General features: G+C 66.3%; 16 protein-coding genes. 10 read left to right on the forward strand and 6 right to left on the reverse strand.

The annotated features are described in order from the left end of the window. The first annotated feature begins 119 nt into the window (after positions 1 to 119). From QX070_RS06585 to QX070_RS06605, 5 genes are all read left to right on the forward strand, one after another. Complete coding sequence (locus QX070_RS06585; RefSeq protein ID WP_315737017.1) at positions 120 to 869, forward strand: tetratricopeptide repeat protein; 750 nt, start codon at positions 120 to 122, stop codon at positions 867 to 869. A gap of 101 nt (positions 870 to 970) precedes the next feature. Next, a complete protein-coding gene (locus QX070_RS06590) occupies positions 971 to 2,353 on the forward strand; it encodes a tetratricopeptide repeat protein (RefSeq protein ID WP_315737019.1) in 1,383 nt (460 codons plus the stop codon). Positions 2,354 to 2,473: 120 nt separating this feature from the next. Then, a complete protein-coding gene (locus QX070_RS06595; protein ID WP_315736120.1) occupies positions 2,474 to 4,378 on the forward strand; it encodes a propionyl-CoA synthetase in 1,905 nt (634 codons plus the stop codon). Between the two features lie 96 nt (positions 4,379 to 4,474). Next, complete coding sequence (locus QX070_RS06600) at positions 4,475 to 4,747, forward strand: hypothetical protein (RefSeq protein WP_315736121.1); 273 nt, start codon at positions 4,475 to 4,477, stop codon at positions 4,745 to 4,747. A 183-nt stretch (positions 4,748 to 4,930) separates the two neighbouring features. Beyond that, positions 4,931 to 5,662 carry an OmpW family protein gene (locus tag QX070_RS06605; RefSeq protein WP_315736122.1) on the forward strand — a complete coding sequence of 244 codons (732 nt, stop codon included), beginning with the start codon at positions 4,931 to 4,933 and terminating at the stop codon, positions 5,660 to 5,662. A gap of 296 nt (positions 5,663 to 5,958) precedes the next feature. Here the strand turns inward: QX070_RS06605 and QX070_RS06610 are convergent, their stop codons facing one another. Beyond that, entirely contained in the window at positions 5,959 to 6,651 is a 693-nt protein-coding gene (locus QX070_RS06610; protein ID WP_315736123.1) for a DUF1013 domain-containing protein, read from the reverse strand. A 267-nt stretch (positions 6,652 to 6,918) separates the two neighbouring features. Here QX070_RS06610 and ispH point away from each other — a divergent pair, with 267 nt between their 5' ends. The 3 genes from ispH to rnhA all read left to right on the forward strand — a co-directional run bounded on the left by ispH (position 6,919) and on the right by rnhA (position 9,481). Next, positions 6,919 to 7,887, forward strand: a complete 969-nt coding sequence (ispH, locus tag QX070_RS06615; protein ID WP_315716301.1) for a 4-hydroxy-3-methylbut-2-enyl diphosphate reductase — start codon at positions 6,919 to 6,921, stop codon at positions 7,885 to 7,887. A 158-nt stretch (positions 7,888 to 8,045) separates the two neighbouring features. Further along, entirely contained in the window at positions 8,046 to 9,020 is a 975-nt protein-coding gene (locus tag QX070_RS06620) for a homoserine kinase (protein WP_315736124.1), read from the forward strand. Next, positions 9,017 to 9,481: a ribonuclease HI gene (gene rnhA, locus QX070_RS06625; RefSeq protein ID WP_315736125.1), complete on the forward strand. Its 465-nt coding sequence runs from the start codon at positions 9,017 to 9,019 to the stop codon at positions 9,479 to 9,481. Before QX070_RS06620 ends, rnhA begins: the two co-directional genes overlap by 4 nt. Positions 9,482 to 9,610: 129 nt before the next feature. On the opposite strand, the gene QX070_RS06630 is transcribed toward rnhA, so the two are convergent. The 5 genes from QX070_RS06630 to QX070_RS06650 form a co-directional block, all read right to left on the reverse strand. Beyond that, positions 9,611 to 10,096, reverse strand: coding sequence for a peroxiredoxin (locus QX070_RS06630; protein ID WP_315736126.1), 486 nt, complete (start codon positions 10,094 to 10,096; stop codon positions 9,611 to 9,613). A gap of 157 nt (positions 10,097 to 10,253) precedes the next feature. Continuing rightward, the gene (locus QX070_RS06635) at positions 10,254 to 11,945 is read right to left on the reverse strand and encodes a long-chain fatty acid--CoA ligase (protein WP_315736127.1); all 1,692 of its coding nucleotides are present in this window, start codon (positions 11,943 to 11,945) and stop codon (positions 10,254 to 10,256) included. A 191-nt stretch (positions 11,946 to 12,136) separates the two neighbouring features. After that, the gene (locus QX070_RS06640) at positions 12,137 to 13,552 is read right to left on the reverse strand and encodes a D-alanyl-D-alanine carboxypeptidase family protein (RefSeq protein ID WP_315736128.1); all 1,416 of its coding nucleotides are present in this window, start codon (positions 13,550 to 13,552) and stop codon (positions 12,137 to 12,139) included. A 173-nt stretch (positions 13,553 to 13,725) separates the two neighbouring features. After that, the gene (locus QX070_RS06645; RefSeq protein WP_315736129.1) at positions 13,726 to 15,516 is read right to left on the reverse strand and encodes a glucan ABC transporter ATP-binding protein/ permease; all 1,791 of its coding nucleotides are present in this window, start codon (positions 15,514 to 15,516) and stop codon (positions 13,726 to 13,728) included. An 88-nt stretch (positions 15,517 to 15,604) separates the two neighbouring features. Beyond that, positions 15,605 to 16,669 carry an ABC transporter substrate-binding protein gene (locus QX070_RS06650; RefSeq protein WP_315736130.1) on the reverse strand — a complete coding sequence of 355 codons (1,065 nt, stop codon included), beginning with the start codon at positions 16,667 to 16,669 and terminating at the stop codon, positions 15,605 to 15,607. 284 nt (positions 16,670 to 16,953) lie between these two features. On the opposite strand from QX070_RS06650, the gene QX070_RS06655 reads away from it, so the two are divergent. Both QX070_RS06655 and hisE read left to right on the forward strand, forming a co-directional pair. Continuing rightward, the gene (locus QX070_RS06655; protein WP_315736131.1) at positions 16,954 to 17,355 is read left to right on the forward strand and encodes a hypothetical protein; all 402 of its coding nucleotides are present in this window, start codon (positions 16,954 to 16,956) and stop codon (positions 17,353 to 17,355) included. A gap of 103 nt (positions 17,356 to 17,458) precedes the next feature. Further along, the gene (hisE, locus tag QX070_RS06660) at positions 17,459 to 17,860 is read left to right on the forward strand and encodes a phosphoribosyl-ATP diphosphatase (protein WP_315736132.1); all 402 of its coding nucleotides are present in this window, start codon (positions 17,459 to 17,461) and stop codon (positions 17,858 to 17,860) included. Positions 17,861 to 17,911: the final 51 nt, after the last annotated feature.

Raw genomic sequence — 17,911 nt, forward strand, 5'->3', positions numbered from 1 at the left:
TTGAAGTCGCCGCGGCGGCGGCTACGCCCGCGCCGTGCCGGATCGCCCACGACCTGAGAGAGCCATCTGCCTTGACCGCATCCGTCTCCTCATGGGCTGCAGCCGATCGCCGGGATGGGATGCTGCGCCTCGCTGCGCTTGTCACGCTCGGATGGCTGGTCTCGACCCAGGCCCATGCGGTCGGCGCGGCCGAGCCCGGCAAGGAGCCGGCGGTGGATGCCGGTGCCTGTATGGCGGCCTCGGAGGCGCGCGATGGCGACAAGGTGCTCACCGAATGCGGCGCCGTGATCGACAATCCCAAGGCCGCGAGGGCCGATCGCATCAATGCGCTGATCGCGCGCGCCTCGATCTTCATCACCAGGGGTGAGATCGATCGCGCCATCGCCGATTACGGCGTGACCTTGCAGCTCAACCCGACGCTCGCCAGCATCTTCAATGCGCGCGGCGAACTGCATCGCAAGAAGGGCGACCGTCCGAAGGCGCTGGCCGATTTCGCCGCGGCGCTGCGGCTCAATCCGGATCACGCCAGCGCCCGCAGCAACTACCACGCGCTCGCAGTGGAGCTCGAGCGCCTGGGCGCGCAGATGGCCGTCGCGGGCAGGCCGAGCTTCAATTGCGCCATGGCGCGGCGCGCCGTGGAGAAGGCGATCTGCGCCGATCCGGAGCTCGCCAATCTCGATCGCGAGATCGACGGCGCGCAGGCCCGCGTCGTTCGCGAGGCGGCCGGCCCCGCCGCGGCACGCGCCCTGCAGCGCGAGCAGGACGCGTTCATCGCGCGGCGCAACGCCGGCTTTGGCAAGCCCGGCTACGATCTCAAGAAGGCGATGCAGGACCGCTTGCGGCGGCTGAACGGCGTCGACGGCTATTGACCATCGGCGTGGCCGCTTGAACCGGGTTCCGGCCGGAGACGACAACGGGGGAGATCAGCGTCTCACCCGCAACAGTCGAAATTCGAGCCGAGTCCATGCCGATGCACGCTTTCATTCGTTCGATTTCATCCCGCTCGTCCTACCTCGCGCTGGGTCTTGCAGCCGGTCTTGTCCTTGGCCTCGGGGCCCAGCCTGCATTCGCCGCGGGCCCCGAATGCGCTTTGGGCAGCAAGGCGCCACCGTCCGAACTCATCACCGCCTGCTCGACCGCAATCGAGCAGGCATCGAGCTCGCCGAAGGATCAATCCATCGCCCTGGTTGCCCGCGCCGACGCCCGTGCGCGTACCTCGGGCGGCCTGACCCAGGCCCTGCAGGACCTCGACCGTGCCATCGCGCTCGACGGCAAGAATTCGCGCGCCTACCGGCTGCGCGGCGACCTGATGCGCGAAGCCGGTGGCGATGCCGGCAAGGCGACCGCCGATCTGAGCATGGCGATCTCGCTCGATCCGAATGACGCCGAAGCCTTTGAGCTGCGTGGCGTTGTCCATACCGAGCAGCGTCGTCTCGATCGCGCTCTGGCCGACTACGATCAGGCGATCCGGCTGAAGCCCGACTACGCGCAGGCCTATGCCGACCGGGGCGTCGCCTTCTACCTGCGCGGCGACAATGAGAAGGCCGTGCGCGACTATGACGAGGCGATCCGGCTCGACCCGGAACGGCCGCGCACATTCACCAATCGTGCCGCGGCCTACAAGAAGCTCGGCCAGTTGGACAAGGCGCTGGCCGATGACGACGAGGCGATCCGGCGTGATCCGAAGGTGTCGGAATATTACGACAATCGCGGCCTCACCTACACCGCCATGAAGGAGTACGACAAGGCGATCGCCGATTATGACCAGGCGATCAGGATGGAGCAACGGGCAAATTTCTTCACCAATCGCGGCGATTCCCATCAGTTCAAGGACGAGCTCGGCGCGGCGCTCAGCGACTACGACGCGGCGCTGCGGCTCGATCCGAATTTCGCGCTCGCCTACAACAACCGCGCGGTGTTGTACAAGAAGATGGGTGAGCGCGCCAAGGCGCTGGCCGACTACGAGGCGGCGCTGCGGCTGGATCCCGGTAACGACAATGCCATTGCCGGCCGGCGCGTCATGCTGGCCGAGATCAAGAAGTTCGGCGCCGAGCCGCCGCGTCCGTTGAACGCCCCGTCGGAGCGCAGCGGGCCGTCCTTCGACTGCGCCACCGCCGTACGCGAGGTCGAGAAGGTCATCTGTGCCGACCCGCAGCTCTCGGTGCTCGATCTCGGCATTTCCGAAAGCTATGCCCGGCGCTTGAAGTCCTCCCGCGGCCGCGCCGCTGCCGAGCTGCGCGGAACGCAGCGTGACTTCATCGCCGAGCGCAATGCCCGCTTCGGCAAGCCGGGCTACGACCTTCGTCTAGCCCTGCAGCGTCGCCTGGATACCCTCCGCGACGCAGCGCATTGATCCGGCCCTGAAAATGGCCCGGACGTCCGGCCCGCCTGATCTGGATCAATTCATGACGGCTTGAACTGTCGCTTTGTCCCGTGACAATAGTCGGGAATAAACACAGTTTGGGGAAACGTCATGAGCGCTGCGAGCCGCTATCACGAGGTCCATGCACGGTCGCTGCAGGACCCCGAAGGGTTCTGGGCCGAGGCCGCCCGCGCGATCGATTGGATCGAGCCGGCCAAAAAGATCTTCGATCCGTCGATGGGCGCCTATGGCCGCTGGTTCACTGGGGCCGTCGTCAACACCTGCTACAACGCGCTCGATCGCCACGTCGCCGCCGGCCGCGGCGATCAGCTGGCGCTGATCCATGACTCGCCGCTCACCAGCTCGGTCACCAAGCTCACCTATGCCGAGATGCTGAAGGAGGTGCAGACGCTCGCCGCGATCATGCAGGATTTCGGCGTCGGCAAGGGTGACCGCGTCATCCTGTACATGCCGATGGTGCCGGAAGCGATGGTCGCGATGCTCGCCTGCGCGCGCATCGGCGCGGTGCATTCGGTCGTATTCGGCGGCTTCGCGGCCAAGGAGCTCGCCACCCGCATCGACGATGCGACGCCAAAGCTCGTGCTATCGGCGAGCTGCGGCATCGAGCCCGGCCGCATCGTGCAATACAAGCCGCTGCTCGACCAGGCGATCGAGCTCGCCGACAACAGGCCCAAGGCCTGCATCATCCTGCAGCGTCCCGAGCATGTCTGCGAGCTCAAGCCCGGCCGCGATTACGACTGGGCCGCGCTGCGGAAGTCCGCGCTCGCCAATGGCAAGGCGGCGCCGTGCGTGCCCGTGCTGGCGACCGATCCGCTCTACATCCTCTACACGTCGGGCACGACCGGCAAGCCGAAGGGCGTGGTGCGCGACAATGGCGGGCACCTCGTCGCGCTCAAATGGTCAATGGAGAATCTCTATGGCATCAAGCCGGGCGAGGTGTGGTGGTGCGCCTCCGACATCGGCTGGGTGGTCGGCCACAGCTACATCATCTACGGCCCGCTGATCCATGGCGCGACGTCGGTGATGTATGAGGGCAAGCCGGTCGGCACGCCCGATGCCGGCGCGTTCTGGCGCGTCATCAGCGACCACAAGGCGGTGGCGCTGTTCACGGCGCCGACCGCGTTCCGCGCCATCCGCAAGGAGGATCCCGAAGGCACGCTGCTGCGCAAATACGATTTGTCACAGTTCCGCACGCTGTTCCTCGCCGGCGAGCGCGCCGACCCGCCGACCGTGGAATGGGCCGAGCAGCAGCTCAAGGTGCCGGTCATCGACCACTGGTGGCAGACCGAGACCGGCTGGTGCATAGCCGGAAATCCGGCCGGCCTCGGCCTGTTGCCGGTCAAGCACGGCTCGCCGACGGTGCCGATGCCGGGCTACCAGGTCGACATCGTCGACGAGGCGGCGAGGCCAGTGCCCGCCAACACGATGGGCTCGATCGTGATCAAGCTGCCGATGCCGCCGGGTTGCCTGCCGACCCTGTGGCAGCAGGAGGATCGCTTCAAGGAATCCTACCTCAGCGAGTTCCCCGGCTACTACAAGACCTCGGACGCCGGCTACAAGGACGAGGACGGCTACGTCTTCGTGATGGGCCGCACCGACGACATCATCAATGTCGCCGGCCACCGGCTCTCGACCGGCGGTATGGAGGAGATCCTGGCCTCGCATCCGGACGTCGCCGAATGCGCCGTGCTCGGCATCAAGGATGCGATCAAGGGCGAGGTGCCCTGCGGCTTCCTCGTGCTCAAGGCCGGCGTCTCGCGCAGCCCGTCTGTAATCGAGAAGGAAATCGTGGCGCTGGTGCGCGACAAGCTCGGCCCCGTCGCTGCGTTCAAGCTCGCCATCACCGTCGGCCGGCTGCCGAAGACGCGTTCGGGCAAGATCCTGCGCGGCACGATCAAGAAGATCGCCGACGGCGAACAATGGAGCATGCCGGCCACGATCGAGGATCCCAAGGTGCTCGAGGAAATCGGCGAGGCGCTGAAGAGCCGCGTCTGACGCGGCGCCGCTGAACGTGCCCCGGGCTTGACCCGGGCGCCCATTGTCGTCAAGCAACGGCCGAGACCAGCCCGATTGACGAGAATGGAACGTTCGATGCGACAGACCTCCGCCCGCCTGGCCTTGGTGCTGATGGCCGTATTTTCGCTCACGGCCTGCGCCTCCCGCAACCAGGGTCCGGCGGTGGCGCTCGGCAATGACGATGACGATGCGGTCTGTCAGGCCGGCGGCAAGGTCGCGCCGGGCTCCGCCGAATATGTCGCCTGCCGCAAGGACCGCGACGTGCAGCGGCAACGCGCCGAGGCACGCGCCGATCGCCGGCAGCGCGATCTCGGCGAATACATGATGAACCATCCCGATCGGCCCTGAGCGCACGTGCAAGCGCCTCTCATGGCGCGTGACTTCGATGCAACAGTTGCGTGACATCGGCACTGCAACAATGCCGATTGATTGAGATCAAATCCAAGTCCATGGCGTCCCTGCCACATCTGCGACCGCAAGGCGCGGCTGTGCCCGCGCAAATGTTGCTCAAGGGTGGCTATGGGGACTTCGATGAACAGAATCTTGAAACTTTCGTCGTCGCTGCTGGTGCTGGCGGCGATCTGCGGAGCCATGGGCTCGGCGCAAGCAGCCGACCTGCAGGCGGCGCCGGTCTACACCAAGGCGCCGGTGGTCGAAGCGTGGAATCCATGGATGCTTCGTGTGCGAGCGCTCGGCGTGCTGCCGGATGCCGGCGGCTCCAGCGTGAACGTGACCGGCGTGCCGGCGCTGTCGTCGCCGAACTCCGGCCTGTCGATCTCCAACTCGGTCGTGCCCGAGCTCGACATCAGCTACTTCTTCACCAGGAACATCGCGGCCGAGTTGATCCTCGGCGTCACCCGGCATTCCATCGGCGGCACCGGCTCGCTCGACGGTCTCAACATCGGCAAGGCGTGGCTGCTGCCGCCGACGCTCACCCTGCAGTATCACTTCACCGATTTCGGCGCCTTCAAGCCCTATGTCGGCGCCGGCGTGAACTACACGGTCTTCTTTAACCAGAGCGCCGCGAACCAGGTGTGGAACGGTCTTGCCGTCACCAACCTGCACATCTCCAACCAGTGGGGCGCCGCGGTCCAGTTCGGCTTCGACTACATGCTCGACAGGCACTGGGGCCTGAACGTCGACGTCAAGAAGCTGTGGCTGCAGCCGAACTATTCGGCGACCGTCAACGGTGCAATTCCGGTCACCGGCCGCGCCAACATCGATCCGTGGCTGGTCGGCGTCGGCGTCACCTACAAGTTCTGATTTTTTCAGTTCCTCCCAGACTTCCATGGCGCCGGCATCCCCGGCGCCATTTTTTTGGGAGGTCTGTTTTGGCGAAGCTTGGTTTGTCGCGAGTCCCGCGCCTCCCCACCGCTGTCGTCCCGGCCTTGAGCCGGGACCCATACGCCGCAGCGGGAGTGAGAAACGAGGCGCTGAGTCACAACCATCTCGGGCGGTTACGCAAGCCGGCGGTTATGGATCCCGGCGTTCGCCGGGACGACACTGAGTGCGGGGCTGGCGCCCGCGAGTGAAGCGAGGAAGACGAACGCGCTCGCGTCCTACTCCTCGTCGTCCTGCTTCTTGCCGCCGATGGTCTTGAGCTTGGCGAACACGGCGTCGACATTGAGATCGTCCTCGTCGCGGCCCGCCGGCTCGTACTCGTCCTTGCGCGTGGTCTCGGAGGCCGGGAGCAGGGTGGCGCCGCTGTAATTGGCGTCGAGCGGCTTTTCCTTGGCGGCACGCTGGACCTCGAAGTCGAGCTCGATCTGCGAGCACAGGCCGAGCGTCACCGGGTCCATCGGCGTCAGCGTCTGCGCATTCCAATGGGTGCGGTCGCGCACGCTGGCGATGGTGGTCTTGGTGGTGCCGACCAGGCGCATGATCTGGGCGTCCTTGAGCTCGGGATGGTTCCGCACCAGCCAGAGGATGGCGCTCGGGCGCTCGTGGCGGCGCGACACCGGGGTGTAGCGGGGGCCCTTGCGCTTGGGCTGCGGCGGCAGCACGACCTTGCTCTCCTGCAGCCGCAGGCGGTAATTCGGGTCGCGCTCGGCCTTCTCGATCTCCTCACGGGTGAGCTGCCCGGTCGAGATCGGATCCATGCCCTTGATGCCCTGGGCGGCGTCCCCGTCGGCAATGGCGCGCACCTCGAGCGGGTGCATCTTGGTAAAATCGGCGACCTGGTCGAAGGTCAAGGCAGTATTGTCGACCAGCCACACGGCAGTTGCCTTCGGCATCAGCGGGGCGTTGCTCATGGCAAATCTCCTTTGTGCTCCGCCCCGGCCCTGGAGGCGAAACCTGCGGTCATCGGCGATGACGGGAATTGGCCCTATATAAGCCGTCCCGGGGGCATGGCGCAATGGCCTGGAGAAAACGGCCTTGACAGCGCTCGAAAGCAGTCCCAAGTCCTACCCAAACCAGTGTCAGACCCAAGCTCCTCGCGTATCGACCGCCCCCGCTTGCCGGCCCGGGGGTCCGTGGTCGCCGAAACCAGCCCGCAAAGATCAGCTTAGACCAGCCCCATGGCAGCCAAACCAGACCTCAAAATCGTGCTTTGCTCGCCGCGCGGCTTCTGCGCCGGCGTGGTGCGCGCCATCGACACCGTGGAGCGGGCGCTCGCCATCTATGGCGCCCCGGTCTATGTCCGCCACGAGATCGTGCACAACAAATACGTCGTCGACAGCCTGAAGACCAAGGGCGCCATCTTCGTCGAGGAACTGGCGGAGATTCCCGACAGTACCAACGCACCGGTGGTCTTTTCGGCGCATGGCGTGCCGAAATCGGTTCCGGCCGAGGCCCAGGCCCGCAATTTCTTCTCCCTGGACGCGACCTGCCCGCTGGTCACCAAGGTCCACCGCGAGGCGGCGATCCACTTCAAGCGCGGCCGCGAGATCCTGCTGATCGGCCATTCTCACCATCCGGAGGTGGTCGGCACCGTCGGCCAGCTTCCGGCGGGCGCCGTGACGCTGATCGAGACCGCCGAGGACGCGGCGACCTTCACCCCGAAGGATCCCAACAACCTCGCTTTCGTCACCCAGACCACGCTGTCGATCGACGACACCAAGGATATCGTCGCGATCCTCAAGGGCCGTTTCCCGAACATCTCGGGCCCGCACAAGGAAGACATCTGCTACGCCACCACCAACCGCCAGCTGGCGGTCAAGAAGGTGGCGCCGGTGGTCGACGCGCTGATCGTGGTCGGCGCACCGAACTCGTCGAACTCGCAGCGCCTGCGCGAGGTCGCCGAGCGCGAGGGCTGCCCGATTGCCGTGCTGGCGCAGCGTGCCTCGGACATCGACTGGGCGCGCTTCGAGGGCATCAAGAGCCTCGGCATCACCGCCGGCGCCTCCGCGCCCGAGGTGATCGTCGAGGAGATCATGGGCGCCTTCGCCGAGCGCTACGTGCTTCATGTCGAGACGGTCTCGGCGGCGGAAGAGAACGAGTTCTTCCCGCTGCCGCGCTCGCTGCGGCCGGAAGCCGCGGCCGAGTAAAGGCGGCCCTGGCGGCCGCTCTTTTTGGTCCACCGCCGGCGCATCCGTCTTGAACGCGGCGCCCGCATGCGCGATGAAGGGCGCAAACGAGCCTCCCCGGTGATGAAGTTCGCGTCGGGGGAGGCGGGGCCGGCGAACTTCGAGAACCAGGACAGGGTATGGCGGTCTATACCGACGTCGCCGCCGACGAGCTTGCGGACTTCCTCAAGACCTACGACATCGGCGAGCTGCTCTCCTACAAGGGCATCGCCGAAGGGGTCGAGAACTCCAACTTCCTGCTGCACACCACCAAGGGCTCCTTCATCCTCACGCTGTACGAGAAGCGCGTGGCGGTGGACGATCTGCCTTATTTTCTGGGGCTGATGGCCCACCTCGCCGAGCGCGGCGTGAGCTGTCCGCAGCCTGCCCGCAACCGCGACGGGGCGGTGTATTCGAGCCTGTCCGGCCGGCCCGCGGCGATCATCAACTTTCTGGAAGGCATGTGGCCGCGCAAGCCGAACGTCACGCACTGCGCCGGCGTCGGCGCGGCGCTGGCGCAGATGCATCTGGCCGGACGCGACTTCCCGCTGGTGCGCAAGAATCCGCTCTCGGTCGCCGGCTGGCGGTCATTGTTCGCGCAGGCCGCCGACCGCGCCGACACGGTGCAGGCCGGCCTCTCCGCGCTGCTCTCCGCCGAGCTCGATCATCTCGGGCGCTCCTGGCCGACGCATCTGCCGGAAGGCGTCATCCACGCCGATCTGTTTCCGGACAACGTGTTCTTCCTCGGCGACAAGCTCTCGGGGCTGATCGACTTCCCGTTCTCCTGCAACGACATTCTGGCGTATGACGTCGCGATCTGCCTCAACGCCTGGTGCTTCGAGGCCGATCATTCGCTGAACGTCACCAAGGCGCGCGCCTTCTTCAACGCCTATGGCCGCGTCCGGCCGCTGTCGGAGGCCGAGCAGGAGGCGCTGCCGCTGCTGGCGCGCGGCGCCGCGATCCGCTTCCTGCTGACGCGGCTGGTGGACTGGCTCAACGTGCCTCCCGGCGCGCTGGTGAAGCCCAAGGATCCGCTCGAATATGTCCGCAAGCTGCGCTTCCACCAGGCGGTGACCAGCGTGCGCGACTACGGCATCGGTGGAGCCGTGGCGTGAGCGAGCATCCGGTCGTCAGCATCTACACCGATGGCGCCTGCTCGGGGAATCCGGGGCCGGGCGGCTGGGGCGCGATCCTGCGCTTCGGCGACAAGGAAAAAGAGCTCAAGGGCGGCGAGCCGCACACCACCAACAACCGCATGGAGCTGATGGCCGCGATCTCCGCGCTGGAAGCGCTGAAGAAGTCGTGCCAGGTCGAGCTCTACACCGACAGCCAATATGTCCGGCAGGGCATCACCGGCTGGATCCACGGCTGGAAGCGCAACGGCTGGAAAACCGCGGACAAGAAGCCGGTCAAGAACGCCGAGCTCTGGCAGCGGCTCGATGCCGCGCTGAAGCCGCACAAGGTCAATTGGCACTGGGTCAAGGGCCACGCCGGCCACGCCGAGAACGAGCGCGCCGATCAACTGGCGCGCGATGGCGTGGCGATGGCCAGGATGCAGAAGAACGTGCGGGGCTGAGCTCTTCTACGGTTGTGAGTTTGATCGTCATTCCGGGGCGACGCGAGAGTGTCGAACCCGGAATCTCGAGGTTCCGGGTTCGCTTCGCGCCCCGGAACGACTGATCATCCGCAGCAGTGCGTTGTTTACTTACAGCTGCTCGAGCAGGGTGTCTCCGCCGGAGACCTCGACCTTGCCTGGCGCGGCTTCGAGGTTCAGCTTGGTGACCTTGCCGTCCTCGACCAGCATCGAATAGCGCTTGGAGCGGATGCCGAGGCCGGCGCCGGAGGCGTCGAGCTCCATGCCGATCGCCTTGGTGAACTCGGCATTGCCGTCGGCCAGGAACACGGCCTCGTCGCGCTGGTCGGTGTCGCGCTTCCAGGCATTCATCACGAAGGCATCGTTGACCGAGACGATCGCGATGGTGTCGACGCCCTTGTCCTTCAGCGCATAGGCGTTGAGGAAGATGCTCGGCAGATGCATCTTGTGGCAGGTGCCGGTGTAGGCGCCGGGCACCGCGAACAGCGCGACCTTCTTGCCCTTGAAGATGTCGTCGGTGGTTTTGACCTGCGGGCCCTCGCCGGTCATGACGCGGAATTGGGCCTGCGGCAGCTTATCGCCAACCTGGATGGTCATTCGAGTTACTCCTTCCCCTGGATGTGTCTTTTGAATGTGTCTCGCGCGGTGCGCGCTACACTATTCGGCGCGCCGGAAACGGCAACGGCCCGCCGTGATCACGTATCCGTCATCGCACGTCCCTCATCGCATGCCGGCGCTTGCGGCGCCAATGGACTCAGGCCGCGGCCGCCGGCTTCTTCTTCTCGTCGCGCAGCTCCCGGCGCAGGATCTTGCCGACATTGGTCTTCGGCAGCTCGGTCCTGAACTCGATCTGCTTCGGCACCTTGTAGTTCGTGAGCTGCTCGTGGCAGTGCTTGATGATGTCCTCGGACGTGAGGTCGGGATCCTTCTTCACCACGAAGGCCTTGACGACCTCGCCGGTCTTCTCGTCCGGCAGCCCGATCACGGCGGTCTCCAGCACGCCCGGATGGGTCGCGATCACTTCCTCGACCTCGTTCGGATAGACGTTGAAGCCGGAGACCAGGATCATGTCCTTCTTGCGGTCCACGATCTTGATCGCGCCGTCCGCGGCCATCACGCCGATGTCGCCGGTGCGGAAGAAGCCGTCCGCGGTCATCACCTTGGCGGTCTCGTCGGGCCTGTTCCAATAGCCCGCCATCACCTGCGGGCCCTTGGCGCAGATCTCGCCGGGCTGGCCGAGCGGCACCTCGTTGCCGTCGTCGTCGCGGATCGACAGCCAGGTCGACGGCAGCGGCAGGCCGATCGTGCCGGTGAACTCGGTCGAGGTCGGCAGGTTGCAGGTCAAGACCGGCGCGGTCTCCGACAGGCCGTAGCCTTCGGCGATGCTGCAGCCCGTCACCTGCTTCCACTGCTCGGCCACCGGGCGCTGCACGGCCATGCCGCCGCCGTTGGAGACCTTCAGCTTGGAGAAGTCGATCTTGCGGAAGTCGGGATGATGCAGCAGGCCGTTGTAGAGCGTGTTGACGGCCGGGAAGGTGGTGACCTGATACTTCATCAGCTCCTTGATGAAGCCGGGGATGTCGCGCGGATTGGGGATCAGCAGATTGGCGCCGCCGGCGCGCACCGCGAGCAGGAAGCAGCAGGTCAGCGCGAAGATGTGGTAGAGCGGCAGCGCGCAGACGATCAGCAGCTGATCGACATGCGGCGGCTTGTCCATCACTGGCTGCAGCCACGCATCGTTCTGCAGCACGTTGGCGACGACGTTGCGATGGAGCAGCGTGGCGCCCTTGGAGACGCCGGTGGTGCCGCCGGTATATTGCAGGAAGGCGACGTCGTCCGGACCGATGGTGGGCTTCTGGAAGCGCTTGCCGCGGCCGGCGGCGAGCGCATCGTTGAAGGGCACGGCGCCCGGCAGCGAGAACGCCGGCACCATCTTCTTCAGGCGACGGACGACGAGGTTGACGATCACGCCCTTGAAGCCGAGCAGGTCGCCCATGCTGGCGACGACGATGCGCTTGACCTGGGTGTGGCCGACCACCTGCTGCACCGTGTGGGCAAAGTTCTCCAGCACGATGATCGCCTCGGCGCCGGAATCCTTGAGCTGGTGCTCGAGCTCGCGCGGCGTGTAGAGCGGGTTGACGTTGACGACCGCGTAGCCCGCGCGCAGCACCGCGGAGATCGCGATCGGATATTGCAGCACGTTCGGCATCATCAGCGCGACGCGCGCGCCCTTGGCCAGCCCAAGGCCCTGCAGATAGGCGCCCAGCGCGACCGACATGTCGTCGAGCTCGCGATAGCTGATCGCCTTGTCCATGCAGATGAAGGCGCGGCGATCGGCGAATTTCCTGAAGCTCTCTTCCAGCAGGTCGACGAGCGACGGGTATTTGCCCGGATCGATATCGGCGGGAACGCCGGCCGGATAGTGCTTGAGCCAGATGCGCTCCATGACCCTTCCTCTCTGATCGTCTCTTGTTCGTGTATTGGCGTCCGCCAGCCTCGCTCGGGAAGCTGGCGGCGGCCAATATCGAATTTCCGGCCCTTCAAGGCAAGCGGCCGGCGTGTCGACGAAAGCGGCAGGGTAAGGAGGCCGGGCGGAGGCTGGGCCCAGTCGGCTGCGGCCCTATGGGCCGCGCCGGATCAGCCGTCCTTCGGCGCGGGCTTGCCGGCCGTCTTCGGCTTTGCGGCGGCCTTGGGCTTGGCGGGCTTGGGCGCGTCGGAGCCGGTCTTTTCCGCCGGTTTTGCGCCGGCATCGTGCTTGGCGGCGACGTGGCGTGCCGCGCCCGGCTTGGCCTCCGCCGGTTTGGCCTCCGGCTTCGCCGCGGCCTTCGCATCCGCATCGGTCTTGGCGGCGGTCCGGGTCGCCGGCTTGGCATCCTTCCGCGCGGCGGCATGCGCCTTCTTGCCGCGGTGTCTGGCCGGGGTCTGAGCGTCGGCATCGGCGGCGACGGCGGCGATCAGCGCCGCGCCGGTGCGCGTCGGGCCGGTGTAGACCAGCACCGGCTCGGACGGGACGGGCGCCGCCGCCAGCAGCTCGGACGGCTTCATGGTCGGCGCCTGCAGGCCGGCGAGCAGGGTGCCGCCGGTCGCTTCGCCGTCCGCGCCGGCAACGGTGTCCTCGTCGTCGTCGCTGGCTGGTCGGTGGCGGCGGCCGTTGCACATGTCGTCGCGCAGGTTGGGCGGTGTCGCGTCGACGGGGGCCAGCTGATCGACTGTGCCGAGCGGCGATTTCAGCCAGCTCAACTGGTTGCCGTTGAAGCCGCGGTCCAGCATCTGGATCGCGCGCACGGCGCGCATCTGTCCCGAGGAGGCGCCGAGCACCACCGCGATCAGGCGCTTGCCGTTGCGGGTCGCCGACGCCACCAGATTGTAGCCCGAAGCGCAGATGAAGCCGGTCTTGAAGCCGTCGGCGCCGGGATAGCGCCCGATCAGCTTGTTGAAGTTCTGCACGACGCGGCGGCCGTAGCGGATCGACGGGATGTGCACGAAGTATTCGTACTCGGGAAGATCGCGGATGATGGCGCGCGCCAGGATCGCGAGATCACGCGCCGAGGTGATCTGGCCGTCGGCCGGCAGTCCGTTCGGATTGACGTAGCTGGTCTGCGTCATGCCGAGCTTGCGAGCGGTGTCGTTCATCATCGCCGAGAAGCCGTCGATGGAGCCGCCGACGCCTTCGGCCAGCACCACCGCCATGTCGTTGGCGGACTTCACCAGCATCATCTTCAGCGCGTTGTCGACGGTGACCTGCGTGCCGGGCCGATAGCCCATCTTCGACGGCGACTGTGATGCCGCGGCCGGTGAGACCGTGAACAGCGTGTCAAGCGTGATCCTGCCGTCCTTGACCGCCTTCAAGGCGACATAGGCCGTCATCAGCTTGGTGACCGACGCGGGATACCATGGATAGGTCCCATTCTGCGCTTCCAGCACCTTGCCGGTATCGGCTTCGACGAGCAGCAGCGCCTCGGCGCTGGCCCAGCGGGGCGTGAGCACGAGAGCGGCAGCGAGAGCGATGATCTTGATCGGGGCGTAGCGGAACAACAGGCGAAGCGTCTGCACTGGTCTGGTCCGGTCCTTTGAGACCCGCCTCGCGCGGCGAGGTGGGCAAGCGGGCTTTCGGGTTTCAAGCGTGTCCGGCGCCGCTTCGGTTGCGGCAGGCCGCGAACCTATACCGGCTCGACGCTGGCGAACAGAGGCCAGCCATTCAATTCCACGATGAAAGCGTCCCGCGATCAGGTCTTGACGATGGTGCCGTCGCTCTCGGGCGCTGCGAGAGTCGCGCGCGCGCTCTCCTGCACCATGAACTGGGCCTTCGCCAGTTCCGCGAAGTGGCCGCCCTTGGCGACGAGTTCATCGAACGTTCCGCTTTCGATCACGCGTCCGTTCTCGAACACGAGGATTCGCGTCGCGTTGCGGATGGTCGATAGCCGGTGCGCGATCACGAAGGTCGTGCGTCCCTTCATCACCTCGTCGAGCGCCGCGTTGAGCTTGGCCTCGGTGACGGCATCGAGCGCTGATGTCGCCTCGTCGAGAATCAGGATCGGCGGATCCTTCAAGAGCGCACGCGCGATCGAGAGCCGCTGGCGCTCGCCGCCAGACAGCATGCGGCCGCGCTCGCCGGCATTGGTATCGAAGCCCTGCTCGGCGCGGTCGATGAAGTCGAGCGCCTGGGCGCGCGCGGCGGCGGTGCGAATCTCCTCCTCGGTCGCATCGGGCTTGCCGACCAAGAGGTTCTCGCGGATCGAGCGATTGAACAGCAGCGCCTCCTGGAACACGACGCCGATGTTCCGGCGCAGGGCCGCAAGCTTCAATCCGCGGACATCCATGCCGTCGATCTTGATGAAGCCGGATTGCGGATCGAAGGCGCGATGCAGGAGCGCAATCGCGGTCGACTTTCCGGCGCCGGTCGGCCCGACCAGCGCGATGGTCTGGCCGGGCAGCGCGGTGAAGGTGAGATCCTCCACCGCCGGCCGCTTGCCGTCATAGGAGAACGACACATCGTTGAATTCGACCAGGCCCGAGAGCCGGCCGACGTCGATCGCATCGGGGCGGTCGCGCACCGCCGGCACGGCGTCGAGCACGGTGAAGAACTCGGCCAGCCGCGGCGCTTCCATGAACACGTTGTTGATGAAGGACACGACCTGCTCGAGCTTCTGGATCAGCATGGTCGCGAACGACACGAACATCACGATCTCGCCGACCGAGCTCAGTCCCTGCTGATGCAGCGCGATGCCGAGGGTGAAGATCGCCAGCACCGTGATGGTGGTGGAGGCGCGCGTGATCACCGTCACCAGCGCCCACCAGCCGAGCACCGGCATCTGCACCGAGAGCAACTGGCCGGCGACGTTGCGCAGGCCCTGCACCTCGGCTTCGATGCGCACGAAGCTCTGCACCAGCGCGACGTTGCCGAGCGCATCGGAGGCGCGCGCCGACAGGTCGCTGTAGTGCTCTTCGACCTCGCTCTGCATGCCGTAGGTCTTGCGCACCACCAGCGTCGTCAGCACCGTGAACACCACGCACAGCACGAACAAGAGGATCGCGAGCCGCCAGTTCAGATAGAGCGACAGCGGCAGCAGCACCAGCACCGACATGATGGCGGCGAAGTGCTCGCGGAAGAACGACAGCCACAGCTTCCACAGCGCGTCGGTGCCGTTGATCATCACCTTCATCAGCCGGCCGGAATGGGTGCCGGAATGGAACGTCAGCGGCAGCTGCAAAATGTGCTCGAAATAGCTCGTCAGCACCGCATGGCGCTGCCGGTGCGCCAGCCGGTCGGCCTGCAGCGCGACCCAGGCGCTGGCCAGAATCGTGAACAGGCCGAATCCGGCCCAGGCCGCGAGCAGTGGCCAGGCGGTGCTGGTCGAGGCGTTGCCGGAGAGCGAGTCGACAATGCGTCCGAACAGCACCGGCTCGGCGAACTGTGCCACCGCGAGGGCAAGGTTGGCGATCGCCAGAAACCAGCCCAGCCGCGCCTCCTTTCCGAGCAGATGGAGCACGCGGGCATAAATGCGGAGCAGGGACATGGGCGGGGCGCTTCGTGTCGACAGTTGGAGCCAGCGCTGGGTGCGCGCGGCGCCATGTTAGCAAGGGAACGGCCGCCGCGGCGAGCGCTCAGTTGACGAGCCGGCTGTCGGCGGGCGGCAGGAAGCTGTCGTCGAAGATGTCGGCGGGTAGCGGACGCTTGTGGTGGAATTTGCCGTCCTCGGCGAGCTGGTCGAGGGCCCGCTCGAACCGGGCGGGATCGATGCCGCCGATGCCGTCGCGGCGGACGTCCGGCGTCAGCACGTTGTCGACGAGCACGCTCTGCAGCCGCTGCAGCTCGAGCTCGCGCGAGCCGTCATCCATCCGGCTCACCACGTCGGCGATCGCGCCGGCAGGGTCCTTGATGGCAAGCTGCAGGCCAGACGTCAGCGCGCTCAGGAATCCCTTCACCGCAGCCGGCTGCTTGGCCGCAAAGCCGGGATTGACGATCACCGCATGGCCATAGGCCTCGCAGCCGTAATCGGCGAAGCGCAGCACCGCGAGATCGGCGGCAGGCACGCCGCGGTCGCGCAGATTGAGGGCCGACAAATAGGAGAAGCCGCTGACGGCATCGACCTGGCCGGCCGACAGGATCGGCTCGCGCACGGCCGCGCCGACGCGCGACAGCTTGATGGTCTCGGGCCTGAGATGGTTGTGCCGCGCGACCGCCGGCCACAGCCGGATCGAGAGATCGCCCTCGGCGACGCCGAGCGTCTTGCCTTCGATGTCGCCGAGCCCGTTGATGCCGCGGCTCCTGCGCGCGATGATCGCATAAGGCGCCCTGTTGAACAGCACGAACACGGCCTTGACCGGCTGGCTGTTGGACGCGTCGCGATAGCGGATCAGCTCGTTGATGTCGGCGAGCGCCATGTCGGTCTCGCCGGAGGCCACCCGCGCGATCGCATCGGGAGAGCCCTTGGCCGTGGTGATGGTGACGGTCACGCCCTCGGTGGCGAACAGCCCGCGGCTGGCGGCGAGGACCAGTGGCGCCATGCTGCCATCGAGCGGCCGATCCAGCGCGAACATGACGGCGACCGGACGTTTCGGCTCCTCTGCGAGGGCCTCGTGATCTGACAGCCACGCGGGCACCACGAAGGCCGCCAGGAGCGCCAAGCGCGCCAAAGCAAGCAGGGTGACGGGTCGTCGCATGCACATCATGTCACGCCGGTATTCGCAGGCCGTACCGGTCTTGTCACGCCGGTATTCTAATCAGTTCGCCGGCCGTCGCGGGATCGATATGTCAATTTCGTGACAATGTCGCTGTGTCGCTGTGTCGCTGCCGCTCGGGGCCGGCGGTGCCTGATCATGTCGGATCGAATGTGAACGGTCCATGAGTAAGGCCTGCGGCGATTTGCGGCTTCGACTTCGGGTTTCGCGAGGGGAACTGTGGACGCAGTTCGCGAGTTGGTACGCGAGATGAGATTGTACGGAGGATCCACATGATCGCACAGTGCGGAAGTTTTTCACGCTTTGGCCGTGCTACCGTCCTGGCGACGGTGGCCGCGGTGACTTTGACGGCCGTGCAGCCGACACTCGCCTTTGCCGGCTCCGCGCCGGCCGAGAAGGGCGTCGTCGCCAAGGCGGCCAATGATGGCGGCGTGACCGATGTCAGCGCGCGCCGGCGCCACTATCGCGGCAACGGCGGCGCGGCGGCTGCGGCGGCGTTCGCCGGCATCGTCGGCACCGGACTTGCCATCGCGGCGACACAGAACCGCCGTTCCTACTACGAGGACAACTATTACTATGGCCGGCCGGCCTATTACGGCTACGGACCGCGCTATCAGTATTACGGCGGCGGCCCCTATTACGGTGGCGGCTATTATCATCACCCGCATTGGTGATGTGAGATCGAATAGACGATCCGCCGGCCCCGCGCCGGCGGATTTTTTCTTGCCCGCCGCGAACGTTAATATGCGGACCATCGAATTTAACTATTGTGGCGGGATGACTGATTCGATCGAGCGGCTCTATCGCGCTGTCCTGGCGGCCAGGGATCTCGATCCCGCGCGATCGCGCACGGCCAAGCTGATGCAGCAGGGCACGGCCAAGATGGCCAAAAAGCTCGCCGAAGAGGCCATCGAGGTTGCGATCGATGCCGTCGGCGGCGACGCCCAGGCCGTGGTGCGCGAAAGCGCCGACCTGATCTACAATCTGGCCGTGCTATGGGCCGAGCTCGATGTCCAGCCCGAGGACGTCTGGCGCGAGATGGAACGGCGCGAGCTGATGCTCGGCATCGCCGAGAAGCTGCCGAAATCGCCGGTGAAGGTCGCCAAGGCCGCGCCCGGACGGGTGGCGGGGCGACCGATCGTCGCGGCCGAAAGCCGGACCATCCGCAAGCGGCACTAGTGTGGCGGTCCGATTCGGACCGGCATATGGGCCATGGACAAATCCTGCCCG

The organism is Bradyrhizobium sp. SZCCHNR1093 (assembly GCF_032381175.1).
In the GTDB taxonomy this organism is placed as follows: domain Bacteria; phylum Pseudomonadota; class Alphaproteobacteria; order Rhizobiales; family Xanthobacteraceae; genus Bradyrhizobium.